This window comes from Pseudomonas sp. PDM09, assembly GCF_014852305.1.
Classification (GTDB): Bacteria; Pseudomonadota; Gammaproteobacteria; order Pseudomonadales; family Pseudomonadaceae; genus Aquipseudomonas.
On sequence record NZ_JACVBI010000003.1, the window covers coordinates 228,377 to 249,102 of the forward strand.

12 protein-coding genes are annotated in these 20,726 nt (G+C 60.9%); 3 read left to right on the forward strand and 9 right to left on the reverse strand.

The annotated features are described in order from the left end of the window. Positions 1-3: 3 nt before the first annotated feature. The 5 genes from IB250_RS09705 to speB form a co-directional block, all read right to left on the reverse strand. Positions 4-729: an MBL fold metallo-hydrolase gene (locus IB250_RS09705; protein ID WP_008013544.1), complete on the reverse strand. Its 726-nt coding sequence runs from the start codon at positions 727-729 to the stop codon at positions 4-6. Between the two features lie 85 nt (positions 730-814). After that, positions 815-2,194, reverse strand: coding sequence for a sodium:solute symporter (locus IB250_RS09710; protein WP_192343940.1), 1,380 nt, complete (start codon positions 2,192-2,194; stop codon positions 815-817). Positions 2,195-2,357: 163 nt separating this feature from the next. Continuing rightward, positions 2,358-3,869, reverse strand: coding sequence for a purine-cytosine permease family protein (locus IB250_RS09715; protein ID WP_192343941.1), 1,512 nt, complete (start codon positions 3,867-3,869; stop codon positions 2,358-2,360). A 54-nt stretch (positions 3,870-3,923) separates the two neighbouring features. Beyond that, positions 3,924-4,346 carry a YybH family protein gene (locus IB250_RS09720; RefSeq protein ID WP_192343942.1) on the reverse strand — a complete coding sequence of 141 codons (423 nt, stop codon included), beginning with the start codon at positions 4,344-4,346 and terminating at the stop codon, positions 3,924-3,926. A gap of 9 nt (positions 4,347-4,355) precedes the next feature. Continuing rightward, positions 4,356-5,306, reverse strand: coding sequence for an agmatinase (gene speB, locus IB250_RS09725; protein WP_007905133.1), 951 nt, complete (start codon positions 5,304-5,306; stop codon positions 4,356-4,358). 360 nt (positions 5,307-5,666) lie between these two features. On the opposite strand from speB, the gene IB250_RS09730 reads away from it, so the two are divergent. Next, positions 5,667-6,560, forward strand: a complete 894-nt coding sequence (locus IB250_RS09730) for a LysR family transcriptional regulator (protein ID WP_008013540.1) — start codon at positions 5,667-5,669, stop codon at positions 6,558-6,560. 4 nt (positions 6,561-6,564) lie between these two features. After that, positions 6,565-7,158: a tRNA-uridine aminocarboxypropyltransferase gene (locus tag IB250_RS09735; RefSeq protein ID WP_192343943.1), complete on the forward strand. Its 594-nt coding sequence runs from the start codon at positions 6,565-6,567 to the stop codon at positions 7,156-7,158. 114 nt (positions 7,159-7,272) lie between these two features. On the opposite strand, the gene IB250_RS09740 is transcribed toward IB250_RS09735, so the two are convergent. The 3 genes from IB250_RS09740 to IB250_RS09750 all read right to left on the reverse strand — a co-directional run bounded on the left by IB250_RS09740 (position 7,273) and on the right by IB250_RS09750 (position 12,402). After that, positions 7,273-8,637 (reverse strand): HlyD family type I secretion periplasmic adaptor subunit, encoded by a 1,365-nt coding sequence (locus tag IB250_RS09740; RefSeq protein ID WP_192343944.1) that lies wholly within the window; start codon positions 8,635-8,637, stop codon positions 7,273-7,275. A gap of 95 nt (positions 8,638-8,732) precedes the next feature. Then, on the reverse strand, positions 8,733-10,892 hold the full coding sequence (locus IB250_RS09745) for a type I secretion system permease/ATPase (protein WP_192343945.1): 2,160 nt from the start codon (positions 10,890-10,892) through the stop codon (positions 8,733-8,735). Positions 10,893-11,043: 151 nt separating this feature from the next. After that, complete coding sequence (locus IB250_RS09750) at positions 11,044-12,402, reverse strand: TolC family outer membrane protein (RefSeq protein WP_192343946.1); 1,359 nt, start codon at positions 12,400-12,402, stop codon at positions 11,044-11,046. A 591-nt stretch (positions 12,403-12,993) separates the two neighbouring features. Between IB250_RS09750 and IB250_RS09755 the strand changes: the two genes are divergently transcribed. Further along, entirely contained in the window at positions 12,994-19,386 is a 6,393-nt protein-coding gene (locus IB250_RS09755) for a retention module-containing protein (protein ID WP_192343947.1), read from the forward strand. Between the two features lie 395 nt (positions 19,387-19,781). Here IB250_RS09755 and xopAW read toward each other — a convergent pair whose 3' ends face one another. Beyond that, a complete protein-coding gene (xopAW, locus tag IB250_RS09760; protein WP_192343948.1) occupies positions 19,782-20,642 on the reverse strand; it encodes a XopAW family type III secretion system calcium-binding effector in 861 nt (286 codons plus the stop codon). Positions 20,643-20,726 lie beyond the last annotated feature (84 nt).

The window sequence follows — 20,726 nt, forward strand, 5'->3', positions numbered from 1 at the left end:
GCTTCAGGCGTGTCGGCGCTGCCACTCGTCAATCATCGTGCGCAAATACTCCCCGGAAAAACTCCCGAAATGCCCGCCATGCACGGTGCGGATCGGCAGCGCACGCAAGCGTTGCAGGCTGCGGGCGTAGTCGTCGAGGTTGGAGTGATAGGCGTCTTCGATCAGTGGCCCGTCGTAAATGATGTCGCCGCTGAACAGGGTTTCGGTCGCCGCTTCAAACAGGCTGATGCCGCCCGGTGAATGACCCGGTGTGTGCAGCACTTGCAAGACCCGATCACCGAGATCGAGCACGTCACCTTCTTCAATCAAACCCGTGGCCGGTGCGGCTTTGACCCGGTATTCGGCGTAGCACAACGGGCAGTCGGGGTGAGCCTCGAACATGTCGTCACCGACGAAAGCCTTGCTCAGGGTGTTGTCGCCATCGGGCTCGGCGAGGATCTGTGCTTCGGCCGGGTGCACCAGCCGTTCGGGAAACTCGTGATGGCCGGCGATGTGGTCGAAATGGCAATGGCTGGCCACCGCCACCAGCGGTCGTTCGGTGATCCACGGCAATTGCTCGCGCAGGCTGACCAGCCCGGAACCGCTGTCCAGCAGCAAATCCTTGTCACGCCCCTGAATGTGCCAGAGGTTGCAGCGGTAAAAGGGCCTAATGTAAGGCTCGTGAATCAGGCGTATGCCGTCGCTGAGCTGTTTGACCTCGAACCACTGATCGCGAGAAACAATCTTCATTAAAGGTTTTCTCCAGACGAAAAAAAACGGGTGTGGCAACCGACGCCACACCCGTCGAAGAAAGCATCAAGTCGTTATGTTCAGCTTAGGCAGGGCTGGCCACCACTGCCGGGCGACGGGACAGCAGGCTGACCACCACGAAACTCACCAGGCCTACGCCGAGGCTGTAGTAGATCGGGGTGTTGGCGTCCATGCCGTCCTTGACCATGAACAGCAGCGCGGTGGCGAAGCCCATGCCCATGCTGGCGATAGCGCCGGCGGTGGTTGCGCGTTTCCAGAAGATTGCACCGATCAGCGGGATCAACATGCCGCCCACCAACAGGTTATAGGCCAGGGTCAGGGCACTGATCACGTCGTTGACGACCAGCGCGATACCCAGCACGGCGATGCCGGTCAGCAGGGTGAACAGGCGGTTGACCGCCAGGCTCGACTGTTTACCGCCGCGCAGTTTCGGCAGCAGGTCTTCGGTCAGGGTGGTGGCCGCGGCGAGCAGGCCGGCGCTGGCGGTGGACATCATGGCCGCCAGGGCAGCCGCAATCACCAGGCCACGGATTCCGTCCGGCAGGGACAGTTTGACGATGGCGGCAAAGGCGTTGTTGACGTTGTCCAGGTCCGGGATCAGTACATGAGCGGCCATGCCGATCAGGGCGCAGGCCAGTCCGTAAAGGATGCAATAGAAGCCTGCGAATGTGCCGGCGACCTGAGCCACTTTGGCGCTCTTGACGGTGAACACACGCTGCCAGATGTCTTGGCCAATCAGGATCCCGAAGAAGTAGATCATGAAGTAGGTGATGATGGTGTCCCAGCCAATCGTGGTGAAGCTGAAGGCGGTTGCCGGCAGTTTCAACACCAACTCATCCCAACCACCGACGCGGTACAGGCAGATTGGCAACAGGATGAACATCAGGCCCACGGTCTTGATGACGAACTGGACGATGTCGGTCAGGGTCAGGGACCACATGCCGCCGATCGCCGAATAAATCACCACCACGCCACCGCCGACCAATACCGACAGCCAGAATGGCAGGTCGAACAGCACTTGCAGCACGGTGCCAATGGCCAGGATCGAGACCACGCCGATCATCAGCGCATACGCCAGCATGATCACCGCGCTCGCGGAGCGGGCCATCGGGTTGTAGCGTTTTTCCAGCACCTGGGTAACGGTGTAGATTTTCAGTTTCAGCAGCGGTTTGGCGAGGAACAGGTTCAGCGCCACGATCCCGCAACCGAGGGCCGCGCAGAGCCAGAAACCGGAGATGCCATGGACGTAACCCAGGCGCACGGTGCCGACGGTAGATGCGCCGCCCAGAACGGTCGCGGCCATGGTGCCCATGTACAGGCTCGGGCCGAGGTTACGACCGGCGACCAAAAAGTCTTCGTTGGTCTTGGCCTTGCGCATGCCGTAGTAGCCGAGTATCAGCATCGCGGCGGCGTAGATGAGTACGACGAATAAATCCAAAGCCATGATGGCGTGTCTCCGATTGTCTTTTTTATGGTGAAACAAAGATGGTTCTGTGGACCGGCCCCTGTGGGAGCGAGCCTGCTCGCGATAGCGATTTATCAGTCACATCAATGTCGGATGTGCCGCAGTCATCGCGAGCAGGCTCGCTCCCACAGGGGTGTCGGTGTCAGGCTGGCTGACGCATTTCAGGTTTTGCGATGGTGTGTGCGCCCTTGCTGCGTGCATCGTTGGGGCCGAACACCGCAGCCGGTTCCGGGAACAGACTCAGCAGCGTCAGGTACACCACGGAGGCCAGGCCCAGCGTCACCGGCAGGGATATGTCGATGCCCCCGGCCAGATCACCCAGCACACCAACAAACTGCCCCGGCAGGTTCACGAAGCACAAACCCACCAATGCACTTGGGATCCAGGCACCCAGGCCGCGCCAGTTCCAGCCGTGGGTGAACCAGTAACGGCCGCCTTTCTCGCCACGGGTGAACACTTGCAGGTCATCCGGGCAGTAGAAGCCGCGACGCACCAGCAGGCCGATGATCATGATCACCATCCACGGGGTGGTGCAGGTGATGATCAGCACGGCGAAGGTCGACACGCTCTGCACCAGGTTCGCCGCAAAGCGCCCGATGAAGATGAAGGCAATCGACATCACGCCGATCAGCAACGTTGCCTTGACCCGCGACAGCACCCTCGGGAACACGCTGGACATGTCCAGCCCCGTGCCATACAGCGACGTGGTGCCGGTGGACATGCCGCCGATCACCGCAATCAGGCACACCGGCAGGAAGAACCAGCTTGGTGAAACCGCCAGCAGACCGCCGACGTAATTGTTGGCCGCGATGTAGTCCGGTGCCTTGATCGCCACGATGGTGGCAGTGGCGAGGCCGAACAGGAACGGGATGAAGGTGGCGATCTGCGAGATCACCACGGCGGCCATGATCCGGCGCTTGGAGGTGTCACGCGGGATGTAGCGCGACCAGTCGCCGAGGAACGCCCCGAAGGAAATCGGGTTGCTCATCGCTACCAGCGCAGCGCCGATGAAGGCCGCCCAGAAACCCGGTTGACCGAGACTGACGTTGCCGGCGTAATTCACATCGAAGGGACCGGCGAAAGCAAAGATGCCCAACAGGAACAACAGGCTGGCGCTCCACACCGCGATCTTGTTGACCCACAGCAGGAAGCGGAAACCGTAGATGCACACCGTCAGCACCAGGATCGCGAACAGACCGTAGGCAAGGCCCAGGGTCAAGTCGGTTTCCGGCAGGCCGATCAGGCGTTTTGCGCCACCGATCAACGCATCGCCCGAGCTCCACACCGAAAGCGAGAAGAAGGCGATGGCGGTCAGCAGCGACAGAAACGAACCGACGATCCGCCCATGCACGCCAAAGTGTGCACCGGACGACACGGCGTTGTTGGTGCCATTAAGCGGACCGAACAAACCCATCGGCGCAAGGATCAGCGAACCCAGCAACACGCCCAGCACAATCGCCCAGACGCCCGCCTGGAAAGACAGGCCGAACAGCACCGGGAAACTGCCGAGCACGGCGGTGGCAAAGGTGTTGGAACCGCCGAAGATCATCCGGAACAAGTCCGTCGGGCCTGCGGTGCGTTCGTTGTCCGGGATCTGTTCGACCCCGTGGGTTTCGATTTGCGTAAGGCTTTGGTCTTTGTTGTTGTTATTCATGATCTGCTCCGATCATAAAGGCGCGCTCATCGTGTGTGAGCGTCACCTGTTTGGCTAAGGGGGTGGCAGCCCTTCCGGCATTGCGGACAAATGTTCGTGGCAGGCCAGCCATAGGCCTTGTTGTTCTTGGCCAGACGTCTGTTTTTTGAAAACAATCGTCTCGCGTTCCTGGCTGAAGTGTTGCTCCCCTTGCATGCGCAGCTCGGTGGCTACGTCATGGATGAAAATCGCCACGTCACCTTGCAGGCTGACGAAGGCGTTGCTCGAGGTGCACGACAGCACCTCGAAGCCATCCTCGACGCGCCAGGTGTCCCACAATGCCTGATAGGCATCGCGCGACAGCAGGGGCTGCTCGAGGGTGTAGAACACGAAGCTGGCATCAACGCTGAATGCGCCGAAGTAAGCTTCGCGATCGTTACGGGCAAAGGCCGATACCAGCTCGGCGGCGGCGTTGAGAACCTGATCACGTTCGCTCATGACCGATCCTCAGCGATGGACCACGCCCGGCAGTACGCAGAGCATTTCGTACAGCAGATTGGCGCCCAACAGCGAGGTATTACCGGTGGTGTCGTACGCTGGCGAGACTTCCACCAGATCGCAGCCGACCAGGTCGAGGCCTTGGCAGCCGCGCACGATTTCGATCGCCTGAATGGTCGTCAGACCGCCGATTTCCGGGGTGCCAGTGCCTGGTGCCCAGGCCGGGTCGATACCGTCGATATCGAAACTCAGGTACACCGGACCGCCGCCGACTTTCTCGCGAACTTCGGCCATCAGCGGTGCCAGGGATTTGTGCCAGCATTCTTCAGCCTGAACCACACGGAAGCCTTGATTGCGGCTCCAGTTGAAGTCATCAGCGGTGTAACCCTGAGCGCGCAGGCCAATTTGCACCACGCGGTCGCAATCCAGAAGGCCTTCTTCTACGGCGCGACGGAAGGTGGTGCCGTGGGCGATCTTCTCGCCGAACATGTGATCGTTTACATCGGCGTGAGCGTCGATGTGCACCAGACCGACCTTGCCGTGCTTTTTATGGATGGCGCGCAGGATCGGCAGGGTGATGGTGTGATCGCCGCCGAGGGTCATGGGAATCACATCGTGTTCGAGGATGTTGTCGTAGGCCTCTTCGATGATCCGCACGGCGTCCAGCAGGTTGAACGTGTTGATCGCCACGTCACCGATGTCGGCAACCGACAGCGAGTCGAACGGCGCGGCGCCGGTGGCCATGTTGTACGGGCGAATCATCACCGATTCCGCACGGATTTCACGCGGCCCGAAACGGGTGCCGGGGCGCAGGGACGTGCCGATGTCCAGGGGGATGCCGATAAAGGCAGCGTCCAGGCCGGCGGCGGATGGCAAATGGGGAAGTCGCAGCATGGTGGCGATGCCGCCGAAGCGCGGCATTTCGTTGCCGCCCAGTGGTTGGTGAAGAATCTTGTCCACGGGTAAGGCCTCATCGTCGTTGTTTTATTTATGTCGGTTGCACGCTCGGGGAGAGACGGGCACCGCTGTGGGCCGATTCTGCGAAATGTAGTGACCGGGAAGAATCGCTATGGGCAAATACTTAGTTCAGATTTTTCTAAACTAATGGGCGCAGCGGCGATAGACTTGCAGTGCTCATGTAGCAGCTGCCGAGCCTGCGAGGCTGCGTTCGGCTGCGAAGCAGTCGTAAAACCTGAGCACGAGGATTACCCGAAACACCGCGTCGCCTGATTTCACGACTGCTTCGCAGCCGAACGCAGCCTCGCAGGCTCGCAGCTGCTACAGGCGTCATCGTCTGCGTGTTTTCTGCTGGAGTCCCCCATGGCCAACGCTTTACCCGACCTGAAACTATTGCGCATCTTCGTCAGCGTGGTCCGCCATCAGGGGTTCGCCAACGCCCAGCAAGAGCTCAACCTCTCGACCTCGGCCATCAGCACTTACATGAGCCAGCTCGAAGCGGCCTTGGGCCTGGTGCTTTGCCATCGCGGTCGCGGTGGTTTCAGCCTGACCAGCAAGGGTGAGCTGTTCCATCAGGAAACCCTGCGGCTATTGGCCGAACTCGAAGGTTTCGAACAATACGCCGCCGCCCTCAAAGGCGAGCTGCGCGGCACCTTGAACCTGGGCGTGATCGACTCCACCGTCAGCGATAAGGCCTTGCCCTTCGCCGAAGCCATCGGCGCCTACAGTCAGGAGCACCCGGCGGTGCATTTGCATCTGTCGGTCATGAGCCCCTACGAGCTGCAACTCGGCGTGCAGGACAACCGCCTCGACCTGGCCATCGGTGCCTTTTCCACGCGCATGAGCGGTCTGGTCTACATGCCGCTGTACCGCGAGCAACACTGGCTGTATTGCAGCAGTCGCCATCCGCTGTTCACCGAGCGGCGTATTCCCGAGCAAGTCATCACCCAACAGCGCATGGTCGGTCGCGGCTATTGGAGCCAGGCGGAACTGGCCCGCCACGGCTTCAAACACAGCGCGGCGACTGTGGAAAGTATGGAGGCCCAGTTGATTCTGGTGCTGTCCGGCGCCTACATCGGTTACTTGCCGGAGCACTACGCCCAGGCGTGGGCCGACAAAGGTGATTTACGCGTGCTGCTGCCGGCGACGTTCGGTTATCAGGCGCCGTTCTCGATGATCGTGCGCCGTGGCCGCAGCCGCGAACCGCTGATCCAGACCTTCCGTGATCTGCTTAAAGCACAACTGAATCAGGCTTAAGACGATGTCCAGAATCCAGTGCCCACGCTGTCTACGCCCGCAAACCCATTGCCTGTGCCCGCTGATCCCGAGCCTCGACAGCCGCACCCGGGTGTTGCTGCTTCAGCATCCAAGCGAAGTGAACCATGCGCTGAACACCGCGCGATTGGCCGCGTTGGGGTTGAAGAATGCCGAGTTGATCGTTGGCGAGGTGTTCGAGGATTTGCCGGTGCTGTTGAATCAGCCGGGCTATCAGGCGCGGCTGCTGTTTCCCGCCGAGGATGCGCAACCGTTGCAGGCTTACACCACCCATGATGAACCGCTATTGCTGGTGGTCCCGGACGGCACCTGGCGCAAGGCGCGCAAAATGCTGCACCTCAATCCATTGTTGTCGGCGTTGCCCAGGGTGACATTGGCCGAGGGCGGGGTGTCGCGTTATCGCTTGCGCAAGGCTCCGGGGCCTGGGGCGTTGTCGACGGTGGAGGCGATTGTGCAGGCGTTGCAGATTCTCGAAGCACCGACCACTTTCGAGCCGTTGTTGAAACCGTTCGAGGCGTTGATCGAGGGGCAGATTGCGGCGATGGGGGAGGAGACCTACCAGAAAAATCACGGGCGATGATCGTTCCCATGCTCTGCGTGGGAATGCATCCAGTGACGCTCTGCGTCACATCCGGGAAGGGACGCGGAGCGTCCCGGGCGGCATTCCCACGCGGAGCGTGGGAACGATCACTGACTACCGCTCGCGCATCGCCTCGGTCCGAGCTTTCAACACCGGTTTAAGCAGATAATCCAGCACGCTTTTCTCCCCGGTAATAATGTCCACCGTCGCCACCATCCCCGGGATGATCAGCAGCGGTTTCGCATCCCCGCCCAAATGATTCTTATCGGTGCGCACCTGAATCAGATAAAAGCTGTTGCCCTTGTCATCGGTGATGGTGTCCGCGCCAATTAACTCCAGCTTGGCACTCAGCCCGCCGTAAATCGTGTAGTCGTAAGCGCTGAACTTGACCATGGCTTTCTGGCCCGGGTGCAGGAACGCCACGTCTTGAGGGCGGACTTTGGCTTCGATCAGCAGGTTGTCTTCCAGCGGCACGATTTCCACCATGTCGTTGCCCGGCTGGACCACGCCGCCGATGGTGTTGACCTTCAGCATTTTGATAATGCCGTGAACCGGCGACACCACGGTGGTGCGCGTCACCCGGTCGTCGATGGCAATGCTTGTCGCAGTGATTTTCGACAGGTCGGTGCGTTTCTCATTCAGCTCTTTTGCCGCGTCCGAACGGAAGGATTGTTCCGACTCGTCGATCTTGCTTTTGATCTCATTGATCGCCGATTCGGCACGGGGAATCGCCAGGGTCGTGGCATTCAGCGAGCCGCGGATTTCCACCGCGCTGCGTTTGAGCCGCAGGATTTCCACCGGCGAAACCGCTCCGGTGCCCACCAGTGGCGCCGACATGTTCATTTCTTGTTGCAGCAGCGCCAGGCTGGAACTGAACTGCCCCTGTTTGGAACGGAATTCCGCCAGTTCCTGGGTTTTCTGCCGAAGTTGTTCGGTCAGCGTGCGCTGTTCGCTGGCCAGTCGGCGCTGGCGTTGTTCGTACAGCGAGCGTTCGTCCTCGGCCACTTGTGGCGCCTTGGCGATGACTTCCGCAGACAGCTTGAACGGCCGACCTTCCGCTTCGGCCGATAACCGTTCGACCTGTGCAGTCAGTGCATAACGATCCGCTTCGCTTTCACCTTTGTTCGACAGAAATCGCGTGTCATCCAGGCGCAGCAAGGTGTCGCCCTTGTTCACCATTTGCCCTTCGCGCACGAAGATTTCCGTGACGATGCCGCCCTCCAGGTTCTGGATCACCTGAATCTTGCTCGAGGGAATCGCCTTGCCTTCGCCCGTGGTGACTTCCTGCAACACGGCGAGCTTGGCCCAGACCAGCGAGGTGATCAGCAGCGCCGCCGCCAGCCACACGGTGATCCGCGACCAGCGCGGCGAATCCTGCAACGAGGCGCCGGCGGTTTCCGGCATGAATTCGCTTTCGGCACTTTTGCTGAAACTGCCGAGGTAGCTTCGGGCCGCTGAATCCGGTGTTTGAGCAGACATGGGCGATACCCGTCAGTTAGAGAAATAAAGCCGAACACAAACCTGTGGCGAAGGAGCTTGCTCCCGCTCGGCGGCGAAGCCGTCGTAAAGTGCCCCTAAACCGTCGCAGAGCCGACACGGCCCTTGCGCAGTGCATCGATGACCGCTTCTTTCGGGCCGTCGGCGACGATCCGCCCGTTGTCCAGCACCACCAACCGGTCCACCAGGCTGAGCATTGAGGTGCGGTGAGTGACCAGCAGCAGAGTTTTGCCCTGAATCCAGCCGTGGAGTTTTTGCCGCAGGACGTCTTCGCTGCTGTTGTCCATGGCGCTGGTGGGTTCGTCGAGCAGCATGATCGGTGGGTCGAGCAACAAGGCCCGCGCCAGCAACACTGCTTGGCGTTGACCGCCCGACAGCAACTGACCGCGTTCACCCACCGGCCGGTCGAAGCCCTGGGGATGTTGGCGAGCCAGTTCGGTGACGCCGGTCAGTTCGGCGACTTCAAGCATCCGGGCATCGCTGATGTAGCGCGCGCCGAGGGTCAGGTTGTCGCGCAGGCTGCCGGCCAGCAATGGCAGGTCGTGGGCGACGTAACCGATCTGTTGGCGCAGGTCGGCGACGTCCAGTTGCCGCAGGTCCAGGCCATCGAGCAGCAACTGGCCTTCTTCCGGTGCATAGAAACCCATCACCAGCCGCGCCAACGTGCTTTTGCCTGAACCACTGCGGCCGATGATGCCGATCCGTTCGCCCGGCTTCATGCTGAAGCTGACGTTAGCCAGGGCCGGAGCATTCTGGCCGTTGTAGTGGAACGTCACGCCGCTGACGTCGAGTGCGCCTTGCAGTTGCGTGCGCTCCAACGGCCGCTGTTTAGCGTCACGTTCTTGCGGCAACGACATCAGCGCATCGGTGCTTTTCATGGTCAGTTGTGCTTGCTGATAACGGGTGATCAGCCCGGCGATCTGTCCCAGCGGCGCGAGCACGCGGCTGCCGAGCATGTAGGTCGCCACCAGCGCACCAACGCTGAGGTTACCGGCAATGATGCTGTAGACCCCGGCGACGATGGTCGCCATACCGGAGAACTGCTGAATGAACAACGTGCCGTTGGTGGCCAGCGCCGAGAGGTTGCGCGCGTGGCTGTCGAGGCGGGTGAGGGCGCCGTGGGTGCTTTCCCATTTGTGCTGGCGTTCGCTTTCGGCGCTGCAGGCCTTGAGGGTTTCCAGGCCGCCGAGGGTTTCGATCAGCAAGGCCTGACGTTCGGCGCCGAGGCTCAGACTCTTCTGTACGGTGTCGCGCAGACGTGCCTGAATCACCATGGCAAAGATGATCGTGATGGGGAAGGCCAACAGCGGAATCACCACCAGCCAGCCACCGAGCAGGCCGATTACCACCAGCATCAGTACCGCGAAGGGCAGGTCGATCAGGCTGGTCAGCGTGACGGCGGTGAGAAATTCCCGCAGGCCCTGAAAGTCATGAATGCTCTGGGCGAAACCACCGATGGTTGCTGGCCGCGCTTTCATCGCCATGCCGGTGATGCGTTCGAACAAGGTCGCCGAAAGAATCACGTCGGTTTTCTTCCCGGCGGTGTCCAGCAAGTGCGCGCGAACCACCCGCAGCACCAGTTCGAAGCCAGTGCCGATCAGCAAGCCGATCGACAGCACCCACAACGTTGAAGTGGCTTGGTTCGGCACCACTCGGTCGTAGGTCTGCATCACGAACAGCGGCACCATCAAGCCCAGCAGGTTGATCAGAAAGCTCGCCAGAATCGCATCGCTGTACAGCCACTTCGACAACTTCAACGTGTCGCGAAACCATGCCTCGACTCGTGGCACCAGCGGCGCGCGCAAATCTTCGAGTTCATGCCGCGGCCGGGCGAACAAGGCCTGGCCGCTGTAGTTGGCGGCCAGCTCGTCCGTGCTGACCCATTGTTCTCCACCGTCGGCTTCGCTCGGCAGAATCAGCGCCTGACCGTCATCGCCGAAGCGACGCAAGATTGCGCAGCGGCCATGGTTGAGGATCAGCATCACAGGCAGGTTGAGCGCGGAAATCTCCCCCAGTTCACGGCGCAGCACGCGCGCCTGCAAACTGGCCCGGGCCGCTGCGCGCGGCAGCAGGTCCAGGCTCAAACGTTGGTGTGCCATTGGCAGCCCGGCACTCAGGCTGGCGCGACTGACCGTCGCGCCATGAAGTTTGCAGAGAATCAACAGACCGTCCAGAAGCGGGTCGTCGAAGCTCAGACGCGGATCGACGCCAGTGTTGCCGGGTTCCATGCTGGTCACTTGATCGCTCCCGTTGCGCTGCGGCAATTGGCATAAATATCGACACATCTCCCCCGTGTAGGAGCTGCCGAAGGCTGCGATCTTTTGATTTTGCTTTTAAAGATCAAGATCAAAAGATCGCAGCCTTCGGCAGCTCCTGCACGGGGTTATTTCATTTCAGTTCAGGCAAACGAGCTTCGTTTTTCACTTCGGTGGCGGCGATCGCATCGGCGGGCAGCACCACCCGTTGTTTGCTCAGCAACTGACCCATGTTCGCCAGCACGCGGTACATCGAAAACTCCTCGGTGTAGCGCACTTCGGTGTAGCGGCGATTGGCGTTGTAGAGCTCGTTTTCACTGTCGAGCAAGTCGAGCAAGGTCCGTTGACCCAGGCCGAACTGATCCTGATACGCGGCCCGCACACGGGTGGTGGTTTCGGCGTATTCACGGGCGGTCGGGGTTTGTTTCTTGGCGTTGAGCATGGCGTTCCAGGCCAGGTGGATGTTCTCGTTGAGTTGGCGCAGGGCGTTGTTGCGGATGTCCAGCGCCTGGTTGATCTGGTGCGCGTCGGAGGCCAGCCGGGCCTTGTCGCTGCCACCGCGGAACAGGTTGTAGTTCATCACCACACCCACTCGCCATTCGTTGTCGTGGCCTTCGTCGCCCTGAATATTGTTATTCGCGCCCACCGCTGCTTCAGCGTCAAAACGCGGGTAGAACGGCGACTTGGCGACTTCGTACTGGCTTTCAGCCGATTGCACATCGGCCTGGGCGGATTTCAGGTACGGGTTGTTTTCCACCATGCTCTGTTGGGCTTCCGGCAGGGTGGCGGGCAATTCGCCGCGGGTCGATGGCGGTGCTTCGAGTTCATCGGGCATGCGCCCCACGACGCTGTAGAAATTTGTCTCGGCATCGGCCAGATCGACTTCGGCGGTATCGAGGTTGTTTTGCGCCAGCGCCCGGCGGGCGGTGGACTGGTCGGAGTCGGCGTTGCTGCCGACCCCTCGCTGAGTGCGCAGGCCGATCTGATCATTGACCCGCATGTGCGCTTGCAGGTTGTTCTTGGCCAGGGTCACCAGTTCGCGACGCTTGAGCACTTCGAGGTACACCTCGACAGTGCGCAGGGCCAGATCCTGGGCGGTGCCCTGAGCGTAATAGGCCCGCGAGTTGGCCACGCCTTTGGTGCGCGCGACTTCGTTGGAGGTGTTGAAACCGTCGAACAGCATCTGCCGCAGGCGCAGTTCCGATTGGGTGTAGTTGAGGATTTCGGTGTGGTGATTGCCCTGCGCCCGAGTGGTGGTGTTATCGCTGTACCCGCGCCCGTAGCCGGCGTTCAAGTCCACCGATGGATAAAAGCCCCCTTTGGCGACTTTAATCTGCTCGTCGGCCGAGAGCCGGGCATCGACCCGCGACGCCAGTTCCGGGTGGGTCGCAATGGTGCTCTGGATCGCCTCGGTCAATGACATCGCCTGAGCCTGAGAAGTGCAGGCCATGGCCAGCAAAATCGCGCTGCAGAGGGGGGTTAAAACGCGCATGGATGCCTCTCCCTGATTCCTGATGGTACTTAGTGAGTCGCCAAATATTTGACGTTATTTTTAAGTGAAACCGTCTCACCCTTGTTACAACAGAGCTAAGAACATCCTGACGCGAAGCTAAGAAGGATTTCTCATAACGCTTATGCCGAAAAAAACTTATGCGCTCTGAAAAATCCAGCACATTGTTCAATGCGAAAGCCTTTGTTTATGAGCTCTCAGGAGCATCGAAGGGCTTGAGGAAAGTTCAATTCACTTTTCGACACAGAGCGAAGAAGTGCTGGAGGGGAGGGAAGCGAGACGGTTTAGAGGCGACAATTTTTTGTCACTCGAGTGATTCAAAACCGTTACGCATCGTTAGCAGGGCGGTTATTTTGGAAGTGGATCCCGATGCCGTTGATTGCACAGGGTTTTATCCCGATCCAGAAGTTCCCCTTGCGAGCGACACGCCTGGCGAAAGTGTCGGGAGGCAGTGGTTTACCTCAGGTAAACGCTTTCTCGGCAAACGATCCGTCAGGCCAACCTGCTTGAACCATGGGCACGTTCTTCGCGCAAACAGGATGCCGACAGCAGTTGGCAGCGGAGGAAATGCACATGGCAACGCTCATCGGTATCGTCAGTAAGGTCATCGGTCAGGTGTACGCAGTGGCGGGTGATGGCACCCGACGCACCCTGGTCGAGGGCGATCGGCTGTTTGCCGGCGAGCAACTGGTCACCGGGGCCGAAGGCGCGGTGGCGGTGCAGTTGAAAAATGGCCAGGAGCTGACCCTGGGGCGTGACAGCAGCCTGCAGATGACGGCCCAATTACTGGCGCATCAGGTCCCGCACGTGGAGACCTCTGAGGCGATAACGCCGAGCCAGGCGCAATTGACCGATGTCGAGCAGCTGCAAAAAGCCATTGCCGCCGGTGCCGACCCGACTCAGACGGGTGAAGCCACTGCCGCCGGACCGGGCTCGGGCGCACCGGGTGGATTGGGCGGCGGTCACAGTTTTGTGTTGCTGGAGGAAGTGGCGGGCCGGGTCGATCCCACGATTGGTTTCCCCACCGCGGGCTTCAACGGTATTCCCGAATTCCCCCTGGCGCGCCGGGACCCGGACAACGGCGACAACGGCGACAACGGCGCAGGTGGTGCGGGGGGAGCAGGCGCGCCGAATAACCCGGTTACCCTCATTGGCCTGTCGGCGGCGGGGGGCGAACTGACCCTCAATGAAGCCCACCTGGCGGAAGGTTCGGCCAGCAACCCCGGAGCGCTGACTCAAAACGGTACCTTCACAGTCATTGCCGCTGATGGGCTGACCAGCCTGAACATCGGCGGGATCAACGTGATCAGTGGCGGTGTGCCCGCCGGTTTTCCGCAGTCGATCACCACTCAATTGGGCAACACCCTGACGATTACCGGCTACAACCCGGCCACCGGCGTAGTGAGTTACAGCTACACCCTGGTCGACAACGAAACCCACTCGGCTGGCGATGGCGCCAACAACCTCAGTGAACAGTTCACCGTGGTCGCGAGTGACAGCAATGGCGATACCGCCACCGGTTCGCTGGACGTCAACATCACCGATGATGTGCCCAAAGCCATTGATGACACCAACGCCAATACTGCCTCGGAAACCTTGCTGACCCTGACCGGCAGCGTGCTGCCCAACGACATCCAGGGCGCCGATCGCATTGCCACCGGCCCCGACAGCGGACCGGTCATCGGCGGCACGTTCAACGGGACTTACGGCACCCTGCTACTCAACGCCAACGGCACCTATACCTACACCCTGAACACCAGCGATGCCGACTTCAAAGCCTTGAACGGTGGGGGAAGCGCTACCGAGAGTTTCGTTTACACCCTCACCGATTCCGATGGCGATACCAGCACCGCGACGCTGGTGCTGGAGATTCACAACAACGATGACCCGGTGACCCTCGATGGCCTGAACGTCAACGGCGGCGAACTCAACGTTTATGAGAAAAACCTCAGCGACGGCACCAGCCCCAACACACCCGCCTTGACCCAGAGCGGCACCTTCACCGTCACCGCCCTCGACGGTTTGCAAACCCTGACCGTGGGCGGCATCGCCGTGGTCACCGGTGGCGTGGCCGGCGGTTTCCCGCAATCGATTGTCACTGCACTCGGCAATACGCTGACCATCACCGGTTTCAACAGCACCACAGGCGTAGTCAGTTACAGCTACACCCTGACGGATAACGAAACCCACCCGAACGCGGACGGCACCAACAGCATCACCGAGAACCTCAACGTCGTTGCCACCGACGTCGATGGCAGCACGGCATTGGGTCAGATCAACGTCAACATTGTCGATGACTTGCCCACCGCCAACCCTGATCTCGCCACGATAGCCGAAGGCGCAACGGCCTCGGGCAACGTGCTGAACAATGACGTCGGTGGCGCCGACGGCCCGGCAATCAGTGGTGCGGTGGTTGGCGTGCGCGCCGGCAGCGACACCTCGACTTCGGCTATTGGTGGCTTGAACACGCAAATCAACGGCACCTACGGCTACCTGACTCTGGATGCCAACGGTAACGCCGTGTACCACAGCAACCCGAATTCGGTCAGCGCACCGGGCGCCACGGACGTGTTCACCTACACCGTGCGTGATGCCGATGGCGATGAAAGCACCACGACCATCACCATTAACGTGGCCGATTGCACCCTCGTAGCGGCCAGCGACAGCGACGTGACGGTTAACGAAAAAGCCCTGGATCTGACCCAGGATGGCCAGGACCTGGCAGCAGGCACCGTCACCGGCAGCGAGCCGGGCAATGCCGGTGAAACCGGCTCCGGTACATTGGTGGGCTCGGTTACCGGCGCCACTGGCACGATCACTTACACCTTGGTCGGCAGCGCCACCGGGACTTATGGGCAAATCCTGCTCAACCCCGACGGCAACTACACCTACACCCTGACCTCCCCACCAACGACCACGCCCCACGCCAACGACGGGCCGAATACCCTGAGTGAAAGTTTCACCTATCAAGCGACTGATCCCTTGGGCAACAGCGTCACCAGTACCATCGTGATCAACATCATCGATGACGTACCCACCGCTCATGCCGATGCAGTCTCGGTGGCGGAGGGCGGGACGGTCAGCGGCAATGTGTTGGGCAATGATGTGCTCGGTGCCGACGGCCCTGCGTCGGGTGGTGCAGTGGTCGGCGTGCGCGCCGGCAGCGACACCTCGACCTCGGCCATCGGCGGTTTGAACACGCAAATCAACGGCACCTACGGCTACCTCACACTGGATGCCAACGGCAACGCCGTGTACCACAGCAATCCGAACTCGGTCAGCGCACCGGGTGCCACGGACGTGTTCACCTACACCGTGCGTGATGCCGATGGCGATGAAAGCACCACGACCATCACCGTCGACGTGGCCAACTGCTCCCTCGTTGTGCCCCCCGATACCGACGTGACGGTTCAGGAGAAAGCGCTGGATTTGACCAAGGATGGCCAGGACCTGGCAGCAGGCACGGTCACCGGCAGCGACCCTGGCAATACCGGCGAAACCGCTTCCGGCACGCTGGCCGGTTCCATCACCGGTGCCACTGGCGCAATCACTTATACGTTGGTCGGTAACCCCACTGGCACCTACGGGCAAATCCTGCTCAACCCGGATGGCAGTTACACCTACACGCTGACCTCCGCACCCGCGACCACGCCCCATGCCAACGACGGACCGAATACCCTGAGCGAAAGCTTCACCTATCAGGCCACCGATTCTCTAGGCAACAGCGTCACCAGTACCATCGTGATCACCATCGTCGATGACGTGCCGACTGCTTACTGCGATTCAGTCGCGGTGGTAGAGGGCGGGACCGTCAGCGGTAATGTGCTGGCCAACGATGTGCTCGGTGCTGACGGCCCGTCAGTGGGAGGTGCAGTGGTCGGCGTGCGCGCCGGCAGTGACACTTCGACTTCAGCCATTGGCGGCCTGAATACGCAAATCAACGGCACCTATGGCTACCTGACGCTGGATGCCAGCGGTAACGCCGTGTACCACAGCAACCCTAACTCGGTCGGCGAGCCGGGCGCCACGGATGTATTCACTTACACCGTGCGTGATGCCGATGGTGATGAAAGCACTACCTCCCTGACCATCGACGTCCATAACAGCTGCCTCGTAACGGTCCCCGATACCGACGTGACCGTCTACGAAAAAGCCCTGGATTTGACCAAGGACGGCCAAGACCTGGCAGCGGGCACGGTCACCGGCAGCGAGCCTGGCCACACCGGTGAAACCGGCTCCGGTACGCTGGTCGGTGCGGTCACCGGCGCCAGCGGAGCCATCACTTACACCCTGGTTGGCAGCGCCACCGGCACCTACGGGCAGATCCTGCTCAACCCCGACGGCAGCTACACCTACACCCTGACCTCTGCGCCAAAAACTTCGCCCAACGCCAATGACGGCGCGAACACCCTGAACGAAAGCTTTACCTACACAGCCACTGATGCCGTGGGCAACAGCACCACCGGCACCCTTGTGGTCAGCATTGTCGATGACGTGCCGTCTAACACCGTCGCCTCGGACCGTTCGGTGCCCGCGGTGCAGATCGACTCCAACCTGCTGCTGGTGATCGACGTGTCCGGGAGCATGGACGATCCCTCCGGCGTATCGGGCTTGTCGCGGTTGGACCTGGCCAAGCAGGCGATCAGCGCACTGCTCGACAAGTACGACAATCTGGGCGACGTGAAGGTGCAGATCGTCACCTTCAGCAGCAGCGCCACGGACCAGACCTCGGTGTGGGTCGATGTGGCGACGGCCAAGTCGATCATCGCGACGTTGACGGCGGGTGGCGGGACCAACTACGACGTGGCCGTGGCGACCATGCAAACCGCGTTCGATACCTCGGGCAAACTCACCGGGGCGCAGAACGTCGGCTACTTCTTCTCCGATGGCAAACCCAACGAAGGCGACATCGGCACCGCGGATGAGGCCGCGCTCAAAGCCTTCCTCGACGCCAATGGCATCAAGAACTACGCCATCGGCCTGGGCAGCGGCGTCAGTAATGACAGCCTCGATCCAGTGGCCTATGACGGCAGCACGCACACCGACACCAATGCCGTGGCAGTGACCGACCTCAATCAACTCAACTCGGTACTCTCGGGCACCGTGCAAGGTGCGCCGGTCACCGGCTTGCTGCTGGGCGAGGGCGAGGGCGGTACGTTCGGCGCCGATGGCGGCTTCATCAAAACCGTCACCGTCGATGGCACCACTTATACCTATGACCCCAAAGGCAACAGCAATCAGGGTTCGCTGATCTTCAGCGGCGGCGTCAACCACGGCACCTTCAACACCGCCAACAACACCTTGAGCATCGCCACCGACAACAGCGGCACGCTGCTGGTGAACCTCGACACCGGCGAGTACATCTACCTCTCGCAGAAAACCACGGCCGTGACGATCACCGAACACATTGGCTTCACTGCCAGCGACAACGACGGCGATCTGGCCAACTCTACGCTGGTGATCAACGTGATTCCGAACACGCCACCGTTGGCGGTCGATGACCATGTCATCACCAACGTGCTGTCGGGCAGCATTGTGCTGCCGGGCGAACTGCTGCTGGCCAACGACAGCGACGTCAATGGCGATGCGCTCACGGCAACGCCGGCCACCTTCAATACCGGGTGGGTGCTCAAGGGCGCGGACTTTACCGGCACCAACCCGAACTTCAGTTTCACCGGAAACAACCAGGCCGTGACCATCGCTCGCAGCGCATTCGTCGCCAACACGGCAGCCATGACCGCGGTACTGGTAGTCAGCGGGGCATTGGGGGCGGTCAGCAACAACAATACCAACGACGAGGACCAGATCACCGTCAACCTCAAACAGGGCGAAACCCTCAACCTGGACCACAACCTGGCGGCCGGTCACGTCACCATGGAGTACTCGGTCAACGGCGGCGCTTTCATTGCCATCGCTGACGGCCAGACCATCACCGCTTCTGCGGACGGCACGTACCAGATCCACATCACCAACATCGACGACGGTGGTCCGGGCAACAGCGGCAAGGGGTCGGAAAGCTACCAGTTGACCATGACTGTCAACTACGCCGGGGCTCATGACAGCACCCCGGATTTCCACGGCACCTACACCGTCAACGACAACCACGGCGGCAGCGACTCGGCCAATGTGACCATCAGCTATCAGGACGGCCATACGCTGACCGGCACGTCAGGTGACGACGTACTGGTGGCCGGCGCTGGCAACAACGTCATCAATGCCGGCGACGGCAACGACGTACTCACCGCAGGTGGAGGCAACAACGAAATGCACGGTGGCGCCGGTAATGACTTGCTGTTCAGCGGAGCGGGCAATGACCTGCTCGATGGCGGCACCGGCAACGACACCGCGAGCTACGCCCATGCCACCGCCGGGGTCATCGCCGACCTGAGTCTGATTACCGCGCAAAACACCCTTGGCGCGGGCACCGACACCCTGACCGGCATCGAAAACCTCACCGGCTCGAACTTCAACGACAGCCTCATGGGGGATAACAACAGCAACATCATCAACGGCGGTTTGGGCAACGATGTGCTCAACGGCGGGGGCGGCGACGACTTCCTCATCGGCGGCCTGGGCAACAACACCCTCACCGGCGGCAGCGGCGCCGACACCTTCCAGTGGCTCAAAGGCAACAGCGGCCACGACGTCATCACCGACTTCACCCCAGGCACCGACAAACTCGACCTGTCGCAACTGCTGCAAGGGGAAAACGGCACCGCGGCATCGCTGGATGACTACCTGCACTTCACTGTCAGCGGCAGCGGCGCATCGGTCATCACCAGCATCGACGTCAGCGCCATGGCCGGCGCTACGCCGAACCAGACCATCGACCTTGCCGGTGTGAACCTGGCCAGCCACTACGGCGTCACCCCCGGGGCGGGTGGGGTGATTGCCGGCGGCGCGGATACGGCGACGATCATCAACGGCATGCTCAATGATCATTCGTTGAAGGTGGATACCGTGTGAGTTGAAACGACAAAACCCGCCATTCCGGTTGCACGGGAGGGCGGGTTTTTCATGGTGGGTGTTTTGAGCATCAGAGGATGTGTTGCCTGCAGAACAGCCATCGCGAGCAGGCTCGCTCCCACAGTTGACTGCATTCCCTCTGTGGGAGCGAGCCTGCTCGCGATGACGCCCCTATCAACACCGCATTACTCATGATCGACATAAAACCCGTGGCGAGGGGGGCTTTCTGTGGCGAGGGGGCTTGCCCCCGTTGGGTTGCGAAGCGACCCCAAAACCTGCAATCGCGGTTTTCAGGCAAACCGCACTCGCCGGTTTTACGACTGCTGCGCAGCCGAACGGGGCGATGCGGCGTTCCGACAAGCCCCCTCGCCACAAACTCTCGCGAAGCTTTTGACTCAGGTCGCCTCGTTCAGGTATTTGCCCACGGTCGCCACGTTGTCGAGTGAATACTGCTTGCTCAGGTTGGCGATCATTTTGTTCAGGGCTTCGGTCACGTTGAACTGATTGGTGGAGCTGTCAGTGTTCTGCTCGCGGCCGGCTTGCAGGGCGGTTTTCAGTTCATCGCTGCTCACGCCACCGCTGCTGTCGCTGTCCAGGATCTTGAGCAGTGCGGCGCTGGTGTCGGTGCTGGTCGACGAGGTGCTGTCGCTGGCCAGGGCGCTGCTCAGTTCGGTGGCTGTGACACTGCCGTCGCTGTCGGTATCAAGCTGGCTGAACAGCTCTTCGCTGGACACCTGCTGAGGTGGTGGAGGCGGTGGGGTCAGGCTGGCGACAAGTTCGTCCTGACTGACGGTGCCGTCTTCGTTCTTGTCCAGGGCCGAGAAGATTTCCGTGCTGTCGGCCGTGCTGTCGGCCGTGCTGCCGGCATTGCTCAGGCCGCTGCTCAGTTCATCGCTGCTGATAGCGCCGTCGCCGTCAGTGTCCAGAGCGCTGATCAGCGCATCGGCCAGTTCGGTGCTCGGTGCCTGATCATGCGGTGGCGGTGGAGGGGCCATCGCGGCCATTTCCTCACTGCTCAGGCTGCCGCTTTCGTCGCTGTCCAGGTCGCTGAAGTTCTTGCTCAGGCTGACCAGCAAACCGTCATCGGTTTTCTGCGACAGGGCGCTCGTGAGCTCGTCCTGATCCACCGCGCCGTCGCTGTTGCTGTCGAGCTTGGCGAGCAGTTCTTTCTGGAATTGCTGGCTGCGGGCGCTGTTGGTGGAGGTGCTGCTGGTGCTGGTATAGCTCGTGTAGTTGCTGCTGACACTGCCGATCATTGTGCTCACTCCTTGGAATGGGAAACCGGTGAGTGCACCGGCTTATGCAGCCTCAAGGGGTGAGTTGTCGTGGGTATGTGGGGT

Coding starts and splice junctions, on each gene's coding strand:
- IB250_RS09705 (WP_008013544.1), bottom strand. CDS start 729: ATGAAGATTGTTTCTCGCGATCAGTGGTTCGAGGTCAAACAGCTCAGC.
- IB250_RS09710 (WP_192343940.1), bottom strand. CDS start 2,194: ATGGCTTTGGATTTATTCGTCGTACTCATCTACGCCGCCGCGATGCTG.
- IB250_RS09715 (WP_192343941.1), bottom strand. CDS start 3,869: ATGAATAACAACAACAAAGACCAAAGCCTTACGCAAATCGAAACCCAC.
- IB250_RS09720 (WP_192343942.1), bottom strand. CDS start 4,346: ATGAGCGAACGTGATCAGGTTCTCAACGCCGCCGCCGAGCTGGTATCG.
- IB250_RS09730 (WP_008013540.1), top strand. CDS start 5,667: ATGGCCAACGCTTTACCCGACCTGAAACTATTGCGCATCTTCGTCAGC.
- IB250_RS09735 (WP_192343943.1), top strand. CDS start 6,565: ATGTCCAGAATCCAGTGCCCACGCTGTCTACGCCCGCAAACCCATTGC.
- IB250_RS09740 (WP_192343944.1), bottom strand. CDS start 8,637: ATGTCTGCTCAAACACCGGATTCAGCGGCCCGAAGCTACCTCGGCAGT.
- IB250_RS09750 (WP_192343946.1), bottom strand. CDS start 12,402: ATGCGCGTTTTAACCCCCCTCTGCAGCGCGATTTTGCTGGCCATGGCC.
- IB250_RS09755 (WP_192343947.1), top strand. CDS start 12,994: ATGGCAACGCTCATCGGTATCGTCAGTAAGGTCATCGGTCAGGTGTAC.
- xopAW (WP_192343948.1), bottom strand. CDS start 20,642: ATGATCGGCAGTGTCAGCAGCAACTACACGAGCTATACCAGCACCAGC.